Annotated in this window: 14 protein-coding genes; 6 read left to right on the top strand and 8 right to left on the bottom strand. The window is 68.3% G+C overall.

What is annotated here, in order from left to right; all coding sequences use genetic code 11:
• Positions 1-12 precede the first annotated feature (12 nt).
• The 7 genes from ybeY to hrcA form a co-directional block, all read right to left on the bottom strand.
• A complete protein-coding gene (gene ybeY, locus RHA1_RS06015; RefSeq protein WP_009473949.1) occupies positions 13-555 on the bottom strand; it encodes an rRNA maturation RNase YbeY in 543 nt (180 codons plus the stop codon).
• 36 nt (positions 556-591) lie between these two features.
• On the bottom strand, positions 592-1,665 hold the full coding sequence (locus RHA1_RS06020) for a PhoH family protein (protein WP_009473950.1): 1,074 nt from the start codon (positions 1,663-1,665) through the stop codon (positions 592-594).
• Positions 1,666-1,773: 108 nt separating this feature from the next.
• Entirely contained in the window at positions 1,774-2,097 is a 324-nt protein-coding gene (locus tag RHA1_RS06025) for a hypothetical protein (RefSeq protein WP_011594325.1), read from the bottom strand.
• Positions 2,098-2,219: 122 nt separating this feature from the next.
• Positions 2,220-2,981, bottom strand: coding sequence for an alpha/beta hydrolase family protein (locus tag RHA1_RS06030; RefSeq protein ID WP_011594326.1), 762 nt, complete (start codon positions 2,979-2,981; stop codon positions 2,220-2,222).
• A gap of 6 nt (positions 2,982-2,987) precedes the next feature.
• Positions 2,988-3,749: a 16S rRNA (uracil(1498)-N(3))-methyltransferase gene (locus RHA1_RS06035; RefSeq protein ID WP_009473954.1), complete on the bottom strand. Its 762-nt coding sequence runs from the start codon at positions 3,747-3,749 to the stop codon at positions 2,988-2,990.
• Positions 3,750-3,751: 2 nt separating this feature from the next.
• Positions 3,752-4,900: a molecular chaperone DnaJ gene (gene dnaJ / locus RHA1_RS06040; protein WP_011594327.1), complete on the bottom strand. Its 1,149-nt coding sequence runs from the start codon at positions 4,898-4,900 to the stop codon at positions 3,752-3,754.
• Positions 4,901-4,987: 87 nt separating this feature from the next.
• Positions 4,988-6,031 carry a heat-inducible transcriptional repressor HrcA gene (gene hrcA, locus RHA1_RS06045; RefSeq protein ID WP_011594328.1) on the bottom strand — a complete coding sequence of 348 codons (1,044 nt, stop codon included), beginning with the start codon at positions 6,029-6,031 and terminating at the stop codon, positions 4,988-4,990.
• Positions 6,032-6,240: 209 nt separating this feature from the next.
• On the opposite strand from hrcA, the gene RHA1_RS06050 reads away from it, so the two are divergent.
• A complete protein-coding gene (locus RHA1_RS06050) occupies positions 6,241-6,558 on the top strand; it encodes a type II toxin-antitoxin system VapB family antitoxin (RefSeq protein WP_005261240.1) in 318 nt (105 codons plus the stop codon).
• Between the two features lie 3 nt (positions 6,559-6,561).
• Here the strand turns inward: RHA1_RS06050 and hemW are convergent, their stop codons facing one another.
• Complete coding sequence (gene hemW / locus RHA1_RS06055) at positions 6,562-7,824, bottom strand: radical SAM family heme chaperone HemW (RefSeq protein WP_011594330.1); 1,263 nt, start codon at positions 7,822-7,824, stop codon at positions 6,562-6,564.
• 146 nt (positions 7,825-7,970) lie between these two features.
• Here hemW and RHA1_RS53515 point away from each other — a divergent pair, with 146 nt between their 5' ends.
• From RHA1_RS53515 to RHA1_RS06075, 5 genes are all read left to right on the top strand, one after another.
• A complete protein-coding gene (locus RHA1_RS53515; protein ID WP_368681498.1) occupies positions 7,971-8,063 on the top strand; it encodes an Ms4527A family Cys-rich leader peptide in 93 nt (30 codons plus the stop codon).
• Positions 8,064-8,180: 117 nt separating this feature from the next.
• Positions 8,181-9,902 carry a nitrite/sulfite reductase gene (locus tag RHA1_RS06060; protein ID WP_011594332.1) on the top strand — a complete coding sequence of 574 codons (1,722 nt, stop codon included), beginning with the start codon at positions 8,181-8,183 and terminating at the stop codon, positions 9,900-9,902.
• Positions 9,866-10,606, top strand: coding sequence for a phosphoadenylyl-sulfate reductase (locus RHA1_RS06065; RefSeq protein ID WP_050787250.1), 741 nt, complete (start codon positions 9,866-9,868; stop codon positions 10,604-10,606). The genes RHA1_RS06060 and RHA1_RS06065 overlap by 37 nt, the downstream gene beginning before the upstream one ends.
• Positions 10,603-11,556, top strand: a complete 954-nt coding sequence (cysD, locus tag RHA1_RS06070) for a sulfate adenylyltransferase subunit CysD (protein WP_009473959.1) — start codon at positions 10,603-10,605, stop codon at positions 11,554-11,556. Before RHA1_RS06065 ends, cysD begins: the two co-directional genes overlap by 4 nt.
• 2 nt (positions 11,557-11,558) lie before the next feature.
• Positions 11,559-12,875 (top strand): sulfate adenylyltransferase subunit CysN, encoded by a 1,317-nt coding sequence (locus RHA1_RS06075; RefSeq protein ID WP_011594333.1) that lies wholly within the window; start codon positions 11,559-11,561, stop codon positions 12,873-12,875.
• Positions 12,876-12,877 lie beyond the last annotated feature (2 nt).

Below are 12,877 nucleotides of genomic sequence, written 5' to 3' on the forward strand. Positions count from 1 at the left end.
TTCACGTGGCGGTTACTGGTCCGGTGAGTCGAAGAAGCCGGCCTTGCCGAGCAGCTTCTGATCCCGGGCAGCGAGTGCGGCGTCGCGTTCGGCCCTGCGCAGATCCTCGTACCAGTCTTCGAGCAACTGGTTCTGCAGGCCGAACATCTCCTTCTCCTCCTCCGGTTCGGCGTGGTCGTAGCCGAGGAGGTGGAGCACACCGTGCACGGTGAGCAGAGCGAGTTCGTGAGCGAGCGGGTGACCGGCCTTGTCGGCCTGGTCCGAGGCGAAGGACGGGCACAGCACGATGTCACCGAGCATCGACGGTCCGGGCTCGGGCGAGTCCGGGCGACCGCCGGGCTCGAGCTCGTCCATGGGGAACGACATCACGTCGGTGGGACCGGGCAGGTCCATCCACCGCATGTGGAGGTCGGCCATGGTGGCGGAGTCCACGAGGACCATCGACAACTCGGCCGCGGGGTGCACGTCCATCCTCGCGATCACGAAGCGGGCAACGCTGATCAGCTCCTCTTCGGAGACGTCCATGCCCGATTCGTTCGAGACTTCGATGCTCATGTGTGTCGCTTCCTCCTGGTTCCGGCGACACTCACCCTACCGTCGTGGAGAACGCGAGTGCGCCGCTCTACGCTGTGCGCGGTTCCCGAGCTCGACCTTGCCGTCCCGGTCCGCTTCGAAACGCTCGTACGCGTCGACGATGTCGGACACCAGCCGGTGCCGGACCACGTCGCTGCTGTTGAGTTCGGCGAAGTAGATGTCGTCGATGTCACCGAGGATCTCGGTGGCCGCGCGGAGCCCGGACCGGGCACCGCCCGGCAGGTCCACCTGCGTGACGTCGCCGGTGACGACGACCTTGGAGCCAAAGCCCAGTCGGGTGAGGAACATCTTCATCTGCTCGGCGGTGGTGTTCTGCGCCTCGTCGAGGATGATGAACGCGTCGTTGAGTGTGCGACCACGCATGTATGCCAGCGGCGCCACCTCGATGACACCCGACTGCATCAGCTTCGGGATGGCCTCGGGGTCCATCATGTCGTGGAGTGCGTCGTGCAGCGGGCGCAGGTACGGATCGATCTTCTCGTGCAGCGTGCCGGGCAGGAACCCGAGCCGCTCCCCCGCCTCGACCGCGGGGCGGGTGAGAATGATCCGCGACACCTGCTTGGTCTGCAGGGCCTGCACCGCCTTCGCCATGGCGAGGTAGGTCTTGCCGGTGCCGGCGGGCCCGATGCCGAACACGATGGTGTTCGCGTCGATCGCGTCGACGTAACGCTTCTGGTTCAGCGTCTTCGGCCGGATCGTCTTGCCGCGCCGCGACAGGATGTCGAGGGTCAGGACTTCGGCGGGCGATTCGCTCACCCCCTGGGTGAGCATGCCGACCGTGCGACGCACAGCGTCGGGGGTCAGCGGCTGCCCGCGACCGACGATGGAGCCCAGTTCCGCGATGACGCGTTCGGCGAGCGCGACGTCGCCGGGCCGTCCCGTCAGTGTGACGGCGTTGCCGCGTACATGGATGTCTGCGTCCAGGACCCGTTCGAGAGCGCGCAGATTCTCGTCGGAAGAACCGAGGAGAGGCGGGACCGTTTCGGGTGGGAGATCGATACTCGAACGCACGGTGCGTTCCGCCGGACGCGTGGCGCCGAACGTCTCGCCGTTCTGGTCTTGTTCGCTCACGTGAGGAATATGGCCTTCTTCCCGGTTCCTGGTCGGTCACGACGGTCGTCGCGATGAGGGAAGTCTATCGCTCGCAGGTCACAGCGCCCACCCGATTACGTGACGCCGTCACGACTTCGGGACGTCCGGATGCTCGCGCAACCAGTGCCGCGCCTCGTCCACGACGCGGGCACCGTCGGCCGGCGTCAGCCCGAGCACCGCGAGATACGCGACCGCGAACGACTCCCCCGAATCCTGCACTTCGCCGGAATTCGCCTGGTCCAGCAGGGTCATCGTCATCGATTCCGCGAGAGGTACGACGAGAATACCCAGGAACGCTGCCACGCTCGACGACCCGCACCTCCCGGTCGCGCACCACCCCGAGGAGATCTGGATGCGCTGGTCGTCGAGTTCGCGGCCGGCGAACGACACACAGCATGCGGAACCGGTCACCGATCGGTCACCCGCGCCGAGCGCCTCCCGGCACTCCTGGACGCCGCGGGTACGGCCAGGGCATCGGGGCCGCGATCGTCCTGCCCGGACGCCCGGTGACGCCGGAATCCGGCGACCTCAGTTCAGAACTCGCCGGTGTCGGACAGTAGGGCGTCCCGTGAGATCTTCCAACAGTCGGTCTCGGGGTTCAGGAAAGCGTAGTGGTCTTCGCCCTCGACGACGTGCAGCGCGACCGGGTCCCCGGCCGCCCGCGCGGCCTCGCTGTACCGCACACTGACCTTCGCCGGAACCTGCGCGTCCTCGGTGCCGTGGACGCACACCACCGGCACCCCGGCCGGGATGCGGTGCAGTGGGGACGCGGCGCGGTACCGGTCGGGATCTTCGTCGAAGGGGACGCCGAGCAGATCCTCGATGTAGCCGATCCGCCTGCCACGCTCGCCCGCGGATGCGAGGTCGAGGGCGCCTGCCTGGGAGACGACCCGCTCCGGCCGGACCGCCGTCCGCTTCTCCCCGGCGAGCCACACCGCGAGCTGTCCGCCGGCCGAGTGGCCGACGACCCGGACCTTCGACAGGTCGAACGGGACGGGCGACTGCTCGGCAACCGGACCGGCGATCGCGTCGAGCGCGGCGACGACGTCGGCGGACATCTCGTCCCACCCGCCGCCCGCACCGAGCCTGCGGTATTCGATGTTCCAGACGGCGACGCCGTGGCGGGCGAGGTCGACCGCGAAGCTCGTGCCCAGGTTCAGGTGGTACTTCCCGCTCCAGAAGCCGCCGTGGACGACCATCACCACCGGGACCGCGGTGGCCACGGGCACCTCGGGCGGGTAGAAGTGCCCGAACTGCTGCGGTTCGGTTCCGTACGCGATGCGAATGCGGTCCACGGACAGTCAGGCTAGCGGGGCCGCGCCCCAGCGGTCCGTGAGGACTCCGATGGCGCCCAGCGCGACGGCCGCGGCGGTCGAGGTCCGCAGAACGTGCGGGCCGAGCAACACCGGGACGGCGCCGGCGTCCGTCAGCGCAGTGATCTCCTCCTCGGAGATACCGCCCTCGGGGCCGACGACGAGCACGATCTCGGCCGCCGAGCGCAGCGGAAGCTCGGCGAGGCCCTGGGTGGCCGCCTCGTGCAGCACGGCGACGACACCGCCCCGGCCGACCACCTCACGGACGACGGCGAGCATTTCTGCGGTGCGGTGCAGTTCCGACACCTCGGGGACGATCGCCCGCCGGGACTGCTTGGCGGCGGCGAGAGCCGCGCTGCGCCAGCGAGCGACACCCTTTTCGACCTTGGGGCCCTCCCACCGCGCCACACACCGTGAGGACTGCCACGGCACGATCGCGTCGACGCCGGCCTCGGTGGCCAGCTCGACCGCCAACTCGGATCGCTCCGCCTTCGGAAGCGCTTGCACCACAGTCACACTCGGCGACGGTGCCGGCACCTGACGACGCTTGTGAACGGTGAGTTCGAGCCGGTCCTTGGCGGCCGCCGTCACCTCGGTGTCGGCAAGACCACCCCGGCCGTCGGCCAGCACGATCCGCTCCCCGACACCGATCCGGCGCACCGTCGCGGCATGCCTGCCCTCCGGGCCGTCCAGGACCGCGGTGCTCCCCACCTCGGGCAGCGGGTCGAGGAAGAAGACCGTCGCCGCCACGGTCAGCGACCGCTGAACGCTTCACGCAGGCGTGAGAACAATCCGCCGCTGTGCTGCGACTGGGTGGAGACGACCTCGGCGACGTCGCGGTCGCGCAGATCCTTGAGTTCGCGGAGAAGCTTCGTCTCCTTGTGGTCCAGGCGCGACGGAACCACGACCTCGAGGTGGGCGTGCACGTCGCCGCGGATACCGGAACGCAGCTTCGGCATGCCGTGCCCGCGCAGGACCGTCACCGATCCCGGCTGGGTCCCCGGTTCGATGGTGATCTCCTTGGGCCCGTCGATGATCGTGTCGATCGTCACGGTCGTGCCGAGGGCGGCGTCGATCATCGGAACCCGGATCGTGCAGTGCAGGTCTTCGCCGTCGCGCACGAACACCTCGTGCGCCTGCTCGACCACCTCGACGTACAGGTCGCCTGCGGGTCCGCCACCGGGGCCGACCTCACCCTGCGCGGCGAGCCGGATCCGCATTCCGCCCGCGACGCCTGCGGGCACCTTCACCGTGATGTCGCGGCGGGCGCGCACCCGGCCGTCGCCGCCACACTTGTGGCAGGGGTCGGGGATCGTCTCGCCGGCGCCGCGGCAGGTGGGGCACGGCCGCGACGTCATGACCTGGCCGAGGAACGAACGCTGCACCGACTGGACCTCGCCGGCGCCGCCACAGGTCTCACAGCGCACCGGCTTGGAATCGCCGTTGGTGCCCGCACCGGTGCAGCTGTCGCACAGGATCGCCGTCTCGACGGTGACCTGCTTGCTCACGCCGGTCGCGCACTCCGCCAGCGTCAGCCTGGTGCGCAGGAGTGAATCGGCGCCCGGCTGGACGCGGCCGCGTGGCCCGCGACCCGCGCCGCCTCCGCCGCCGAAGAACGCTTCGAACACGTCGCCGAGGCCGCCACCGAAACCGCCGCCGAAGCCGGCACCGCCGCCACCACCCGAGGAGAGAGGGTCGCCGCCGAGGTCGACGATGCGACGCTTCTCCGGATCGGACAGCACCTCGTAGGCCGTCGAGATGTCCCGGAACCGGGCCTGCGCCGCCTCGTCGGGGTTCACGTCGGGATGCAGTTCCCTCGCAAGCTTGCGGTACGCGCGCTTGAGCTCCTGATCGGTCGCCTTCTGATCGACGCCGAGCGTTGCGTAGTAATCCCGTGCCACGTTGAGTCTCTCGTCCTTGTCTACTTCGTTATCTCGCTACCGGTACGTGTGCTCCCCCACGGCGGCGCTGTCGCCGAGGGCCGGCCGTCACCGCTCGGCGAGCACCTGGCCGATATATCTCGCAACGGCTGCCACCGACGCGATTGTTCCCGGATAGTCCATTCGGGTGGGTCCGAGCACGCCCATTCCTCCGAGCACGGTGCCTGCCGCACCGTAACCGGTCGAGATGACGGAGGTGCCACGCATCTGCTCCACCTGGGTTTCCTCACCGATCCGCACCGTCACGGTGCCCGCATCCTGCGTGGCGGCCAGCAGCTTGAGCACCACCACCTGCTCCTCCAGCGCCTCGAGGACCGCCCGCAGCGAACCGGGGAATCCGCTGATTCCCGAGAAGTCGGCGGCGTTGCGGGTCAGATTCGCGGTGCCGCCGAGGACCAGCCGCTCCTCGGGATGCTCGACGAGCGTCTCCACCAGCACGGTCGCCGAACGGACCACGGCGTCGCGCAGATCCTCCGGGGCCTCGTCGGCCAGCTCCGAGACTGCGATGGACGCCGCCGCCAGCCGCTTGCCGTCGAGGGCGCCGCCGAGCAACCCGCGCAGCCGCGCCAGATCCTCGTCGTCGAGCACGTCGCCGAGTTCGACGATGCGCTGATCCACTCGGCCCGAATCGGTGATGAGCACGAGCAGCAGGCGGGCAGGCGTCAGCGCGACCACCTCGAGGTGCCGGACCGATGACGCCGAGAGTGTGGGATATTGCACAACCGCGACCTGGCGTGTGAGTTGCGCGAGCAGGCGCACACCCCGCCGGAGAACGTCGTCCAGGTCGACCCCGGACTCGAGGAATTCGAGAATCGCGCGCCGCTCCGCCGTCGACAGCGGCTTGACGTCGGCGATGCGGTCGACGAACTGCCGGTAGCCCTTGTCCGTGGGAACACGGCCGGAACTCGTGTGCGGCTGGGCGATGTAGCCCTCGCTCTCGAGAAACGCCATGTCGTTGCGGACCGTCGCACTGGAAACACCCAGGTTGTGCCGCTCGACCAGCGCCTTCGATCCCACCGGCTCCTGGGTCGAGACGTAGTCGGCGACGATGGCGCGGAGTACCTCGAACCGTCTGTCGTCCGTACTCGACATCGCCGTCCACCTCCAGTTCTCGATCATCACGAGCAGCGGCGTCACCGAACCTTCGTTCGGATCGGCCGCCACATCCCCTGAGCTACGTGCAGATGCACGTGCATCTCGGCTCGGTCCAGTCTAATCGCCGCTCCGCCGACACCGGTTCAGGCCTTACTGTGGTGACCGGAGACGAGCAAAGGCAACGACCACGGGCGGATGACGAGGCGATGATTTTCAAAGGTGTCATGGACGGCAAGCCGTACCCGGACCACGGGTTGTCGCTGCGCGACTGGTCCAAGATCCCACCCCGGCAGGTGCGGCTCGACGAGATCGTCACCACGACCAAGGTTCTCGAGCTCGACCGGTTGCTGTCGGAGGACTCGACGTTCTACGGCGACCTGTTCCCGCACGCGGTCCAGTGGCACGGGGTGCTCTACCTGGAGGACGGGCTGCACCGGGCCGTGCGTTCGGCACTGCGGAACCGCGTGGTGCTGCATGCCCGCGTCTTCGACTACGACGAGATGCCCGGCATCGTCACTGCCTGAGCTCTAGCGCAGCACCGTGCGGACCACGGCGTCGGCGAGGAGCCGCCCACGGTCGGTCAGCACCAGGTGCTGGCCCTGGCGCACGAGCAGTCCGTCGGCCACCACCGTCTCGGCCGCGTGCTGCTCCGCGGCATCCAGCTCCGCCACCGGTAGTCCGGTCCGCAGCCGCGCCGTCAGCATCACCCGCTCGACGTGGACGTCCTCCGCGGTCAGCTGTTCGCTCCCGCCGACGGGCAGACTTCCCGCCGCCAGCTGGTCCGCGTAGCGCGCCGGGTGCTTGACGTTCCACCAGCGCACTCCGCCGACGTGGCTGTGCGCGCCCGGCCCGGCGCCCCACCAGTCCCCGTCGTCCCAGTACCCCAGGTTGTGCCGGCAGCGTGATTCGCCCGTCGCGGCGTCAGCCGATGCCCAGTTCGACACCTCGTACCAGGTCAGGCCCGCGTCGGCGAGCCGCGCGTCGATCCTCTCGTACCGCGACGCCAGGACGTCGTCGTCGGGCGCGGGCAGTTCCCCGCGGCGCACCTTCCTCGCCAGCGCGGTCCCGTCCTCGACGATCAGCGCGTAGGCGGACACGTGGTCCACCCCGGCAGAGAGCACCGCGTCCAGCGAGAGGTCGAGGTCCTCGTCGCGCTCTCCCGGGGTTCCGTAGATGAGGTCGAGATTGACGTGCTCGAATCCGGCGGCCCGCGCCTCCTGCGCCGCCGCCACGGCACGTCCCGGTGTGTGGGTGCGGTCGAGCACCCTCAGGACGTGCTGCGCTGCCGACTGCATGCCCAGCGAGATCCGCGTGAATCCGCCGGCCCGCAACCGCTCGAAGAATTCCGGCGACGTGGACTCCGGGTTCGACTCGGTGGTCACTTCGGCGCCCTTCGCAATCCCGAAACTCGAGCGGACCGCACCGAGGACGTCCGACAGTCCGTCACCGCCGAGGAGTGACGGCGTGCCGCCGCCGACGAACACCGTGTCGACGGCCGGGGCGCCCGTCATCTCCGCGGCGAGGTCGAGTTCGCGGCGCAGCCCTTCCATCCACGACTGCGGCGACGCCGACGTCCCCAGCTCGCCTGCCGTGTACGTGTTGAAATCGCAGTATCCGCAGCGTGTGGCACAGAAAGGCACGTGCACATAGATCCCGAACGGGCGGCTCCCCACACCCTTCAGCGCACTCCCGGGCAGCGCGAACGCCGCCGCCTCGTCGCGACCGACCGTGGTAGTGCTCGTTCCGTTCACGGTTCCAGTGTCCATGGTCGGCTCGCCGACGTCGTCCATGGTCGGCTCGCCGACGTCTCCCGGGCTTCTCGACCCGCGGTCCCCACCCGACTGTCCGCGGGCCCTCCCCGTGATATTTCCCGCAAAAATGGTGGAAATCGGTGCCCGGCTCTGCGTGGGCGATCTGACGTGGCACAATGGTCGGCATGACCGGACCCGGAGTGCGACTCGTGGCGCGTCGTCACGTCGATCTCAAGCGTGTCTGCAGCTGTTGTTGTCTGCCCTGTATCGCGCAGTAATTCAGCCTGTCAGCCCGTTCATCATTCTTCTCGACTTCCGGCCGGATTCGAATGCCCCGAGCGAGGATCAGCCCTCCTCGGCCTCAGCCGGTGCATCTTGAGATTCAGGAGTGCTCCATGACGTCGACCACCGACGCCTCCCCCGCTGCCGTCGACGCAGCACCCGCGCGTACGCGCACGGCGAAGCCGGCTCGGCGCCGCGCCGAAGGCCAGTGGGCCCTCGGCTACCGCGAGCCCCTCAATGCCAACGAGCAGGCCAAGAAGGACGACAACCCGCTCAACGTCCGGGCCCGCATCGAGAACATCTACTCGAAGCAGGGCTTCGACAGCATCGACAAGGGTGACCTGCGTGGCCGTATGCGCTGGTGGGGTCTCTACACCCAGCGCGAGCAGGGGTACGACGGCACCTTCACCGGTGACGAGAACATCGACCTGCTCGAGGCCAAGTACTTCATGATGCGGGTCCGCTGCGACGCCGGCGCCCTGAACGTCGAGCAGCTGCGCACCATCGCCGGTATCTCCACCGAGTTCGCGCGCGACACCGCCGACCTTTCGGACCGCGAGAACGTCCAGTACCACTGGGTCGAGGTCGAGAACGTCCCGGAGATCTGGAAGCGCCTCGAAGGCGTCGGCCTCAAGACCACCGAGGCGTGCGGTGACTGCCCCCGCGTCGTCCTGGGTTCTCCCCTGGCCGGTGAGTCGCTGACCGAGGTCCTCGACCCCACTCCCGCGATCGACGAGATCGTCCGCCGCTACATCGGCAAGCCCGAGTACTCCAACCTGCCGCGCAAGTTCAAGACCGCGATCTCCGGTCAGCAGGACGTGGTGCACGAGATCAACGACGTCGCGTTCGTCGGGGTCAACCACCCCGAGCACGGTCCCGGTCTCGACCTGTGGGTCGGCGGCGGGCTGTCCACCAACCCGATGCTGGCGCAGCGGGTCGGCGTCTGGGTGCCGCTCGACGAGGTTCCCGACGTGTGGGAGGCCGTCGTGTCGATCTTCCGCGACTACGGTTACCGCCGGCTGCGGAACAAGGCCCGCCTGAAGTTCCTGGTCAAGGACTGGGGCATCGAGAGGTTCCGCGAGGTCCTCGAAACCGAGTACCTGAAGCGCAAGCTCATCGACGGCCCCGCGCCGGAGAAGCCCACCCGGCCGATCGACCACGTCGGGGTGCAGAAGACCCGCAACGGTCTCAATGCCGTCGGCGTCGCCCCCATCGCGGGTCGCGTGTCGGGCACGATCCTGGCCAAGGTCGCGGACGCCGCGGAGCGGGCAGGCAGCGACAAGATCCGCTTCACGCCCTACCAGAAGCTGATCATTCTCGACGTCGCCGACGACAAGCTCGAGCAGTTGATCGCCGACCTGGACGAGGTGGGCCTGCCCGCGCGTCCGTCGCACTGGCGCAAGAACCTGATGGCGTGCTCGGGCATCGAGTTCTGCAAGCTGTCGTTCGCGGAGACGCGGAAGCGCTCGCAGGTGCTCGTCCCCGAACTCGAGCAGCGGCTCGCCGACATCAACGCGCAGCTCGACGTGCCGATCACGATCAACATCAACGGCTGCCCGAACTCCTGCGCCCGCTCGCAGGTCGCCGACATCGGATTCAAGGGGATGCTCGTCGACGACGGCGAGGGCAACCAGGTGGAGGGCTTCCAGGTTCACCTCGGCGGCAGCCTCGGATTCGATTCGGCCTTCGGCCGGAAGCTTCGCCAGCACAAGGTCACCAGCACCGAACTCGGTGACTACATCGATCGCGTCGTCCGCCACTTCGTGAAGCACCGCAACGAGGGTGAACGCTTCGCGGAATGGGTCGTGCGCGCAGACGAAGGAGACTTGCGTTGAATCTCGCCACAGCCACCCAGGACGACCTTCGGCTCCTTGCCGTGCAGGGGGCGGCAAGTCTCGAGGGTGCCTCCGCGCAGGAACTGCTGCAGTGGACCGAGGACACGTTCGGAAGCGACTACATCGTCGCCTCCAACATGCAGGACGGCGTTCTGGTCCACCTCGCCGCCCAGGTCCATCCCGGTGTGGACGTGCTGTTCCTCGACACCGGTTACCACTTCGCGGAGACCATCGGCACCCGTGACGCCGTCGAGCAGGTGTACGGCGTCAACGTGATCAACGCGCGGGCCGAGGCGAGTGTCGCCGAGCAGGATGCGGCGGAGGGCAAGGATCTGTTCGCCCGCGAACCCAACCGGTGCTGCGCACTGCGGAAGGTCGCCCCGCTGAAGAACACCCTCTCCGGATACAAGGCGTGGGTCACCGGCATCCGGCGTGTCGAGGCGCCCACCCGCGCCAACGCCCCCCTGATCTCGTTCGACGACGCGTTCGGTCTGGTGAAGATCAATCCGATCGCCGCGTGGTCCGACGAAGACATGCAGTCCTACATCGACGAGCACTCGATTCTGGTGAATCCGCTCGTCGACGAGGGATATCCGTCCATCGGGTGCGCTCCGTGCACCAGCAAGCCAGCCCCCGGCAGCGATCCGCGCAGCGGCCGCTGGGCCGGTCAGGCCAAGACAGAATGCGGGTTGCACGCCTCATGACCATCGACATCTCCCATTCCCTCGCCGAATCCGCCGTCCGGCCGCAGTTGGACGGGTCGCAGTTCGACACGCTCGACGCCCTCGAGTCGGAAGCCATCCACATCTTCCGTGAGGTCGCGGGCGAGTTCGAACGCCCGGTGATCCTGTTCTCCGGCGGCAAGGACTCGACGGTGCTGCTGCACCTGGCGATCAAGGCGTTCTGGCCTGCGCCGCTGCCGTTCGCGCTGCTGCACGTCGACACCGGACACAACCTGCAGGAGGTCCTCGACTTCCGCGATCACGTCGTGTCCAAGTACAACCTGCGTCTGCACGTGGCGAAGGTCGAGGACTACCTGGCCGACGGCCGGCTCACCGAACGCCCCGACGGGATCCGCAACCCCCTCCAGACCGTTCCTCTGCTCGACGCCATCGCCGAGAACCGTTTCGACGCGGTCTTCGGTGGCGCTCGACGCGACGAGGAGCGCGCCCGGGCCAAGGAGCGCATCTTCTCGCTGCGCAACAGTTTCGGCCAGTGGGACCCGAAGAAGCAGCGCCCCGAACTGTGGAACCTGTACAACGGCAAGCACTCCCCCGGTGAGCAGGTCCGCGTCTTCCCCCTCAGCAACTTCACCGAACTCGACATCTGGCGGTACATCGCCCGTGACGACGTCGAACTGGCCAGCATCTACTACGCGCACCAGCGCGAGGTGTACCAGCGCGACGGCATGTGGATGACGCCCGGTGTGTGGGGCGGACCGTCCGAGGGTGAGGACCTGCAGACGCTGTCGGTGCGGTACCGCACCGTCGGCGACGGATCCACCACGGGCGCAGTTCTTTCCGAGGCCGGCGACAACGAGGCGATCCTCGCCGAGGTCGCAGCGTCCCGGCTGACCGAGCGCGGCGCAACCCGTGGCGACGACCGAGTTTCCGAAGCGGCTATGGAAGACCGCAAGCGAGAGGGCTATTTCTGATCATGAGCGACCTCCACGTGCGTAGCCCGCGAAGCACGCAGTTGCTTCGGCTTGCCACCGCCGGAAGTGTGGACGACGGCAAGTCGACCCTCGTCGGCCGTCTGCTGTACGACACGAAATCGGTTCTCGCCGACCAGATCGACGCCGTCACCCGGGCGTCGGTCGACAAGGGGCTGTCCACCCCCGACCTGTCCCTGCTGGTCGACGGCCTACGCGCGGAGCGTGAACAGGGCATCACGATCGACGTGGCGTACCGGTACTTCGCGACCCCCCGCCGCTCGTTCGTCCTCGCCGACACTCCCGGGCATGTGCAGTACACCCGGAACACGGTGTCGGGTGCGTCCACCGCGCAGATGGTCATTCTGCTGGTCGATGCCCGCAAGGGTGTCATCTCCCAGACGCGCAAGCACGCCGCCGTTCTCGCGCTGCTCGGCGTCCCCAAGCTGGTGCTGGCCGTCAACAAGATCGACCTCGTCGAGGATCCGGCCACCGTGTTCGCGAACATTTCGGCGGAGTTCAACTCGCTGACCAGTTCGCTCGGCTGGGCGTCCGAGGACGTCGTCGAGATCCCGGTGTCGGCCCTGCACGGCGACAACGTCGCGGTGCGTTCGGAGAACACCCCGTACTACGACGGCCCCACGCTCATCGAGCATCTCGAGTCGGTGCCCGTCGACGCCGAACCCCACCGGGTCGGTCTCCGTTTCCCCGTCCAGTACGTGATCCGTCCGCGCACGCCGGAGTTCCCCGATTACCGCGGGTACGCCGGGCAGGTCGCCGCCGGTGAGGTGACTCCGGGCGACGAGGTCGTGATCCTGCCGTCCGGTGTCCGCACCACGGTCACCCGCATCGACACCGCGGACGGCGAACTCGACAGCGCCCACGCCGGCCGCAGCGTCACTCTCGTGCTGGCCGACGACGTCGACGTCTCCCGCGGGGACGTCATCGCCTCCCCCGCCGACGCCCCGGAGCCGCTCGGCGAGTTCGACGCGACGGTCTGCTGGCTGGCCGAGAAGCCACTGCGTCCCGGTGCCCGCCTGCTGCTCAAGCACGGCACCCGCACCACGCAGGCCATCGTCGGCACACTCGTCGAGCGTTTCAACGAGCAGGAGCTCACCTCGGAGCCCAGCCCGGAGTCGTTGGAACTCAACGAGATCGGCAAGATCTCGGTGCGTGTCGCCGAGCCGATCGTGGCGGACGACTACACCGTGAACCGCCACACCGGCAGCTTCCTGCTGATCGATCCGGCCGGCGGCAACACGCTGGCGGCCGGCCTCGTCGGAGACGCCATCGCAGCGGTGGAGCTCGGCGAGCGCGTCTAATG

This window comes from Rhodococcus jostii RHA1 (assembly GCF_000014565.1).
GTDB classification, from domain to species: Bacteria; Actinomycetota; Actinomycetes; order Mycobacteriales; family Mycobacteriaceae; genus Rhodococcus_F; species Rhodococcus_F jostii_A.

Bases quoted from the DNA above. Each gene is read 5' to 3' on its own strand.
- ybeY (WP_009473949.1), bottom strand. From the start codon at position 555: ATGAGCATCGAAGTCTCGAACGAATCGGGCATGGACGTCTCCGAAGAG.
- hrcA (WP_011594328.1), bottom strand. From the start codon at position 6,031: ATGTCGAGTACGGACGACAGACGGTTCGAGGTACTCCGCGCCATCGTC.
- RHA1_RS06050 (WP_005261240.1), top strand. From the start codon at position 6,241: ATGATTTTCAAAGGTGTCATGGACGGCAAGCCGTACCCGGACCACGGG.
- hemW (WP_011594330.1), bottom strand. From the start codon at position 7,824: ATGGACGACGTCGGCGAGCCGACCATGGACACTGGAACCGTGAACGGA.
- RHA1_RS53515 (WP_368681498.1), top strand. From the start codon at position 7,971: ATGACCGGACCCGGAGTGCGACTCGTGGCGCGTCGTCACGTCGATCTC.
- RHA1_RS06060 (WP_011594332.1), top strand. From the start codon at position 8,181: ATGACGTCGACCACCGACGCCTCCCCCGCTGCCGTCGACGCAGCACCC.
- RHA1_RS06065 (WP_050787250.1), top strand. From the start codon at position 9,866: ATGGGTCGTGCGCGCAGACGAAGGAGACTTGCGTTGAATCTCGCCACA.
- cysD (WP_009473959.1), top strand. From the start codon at position 10,603: ATGACCATCGACATCTCCCATTCCCTCGCCGAATCCGCCGTCCGGCCG.
- RHA1_RS06075 (WP_011594333.1), top strand. From the start codon at position 11,559: ATGAGCGACCTCCACGTGCGTAGCCCGCGAAGCACGCAGTTGCTTCGG.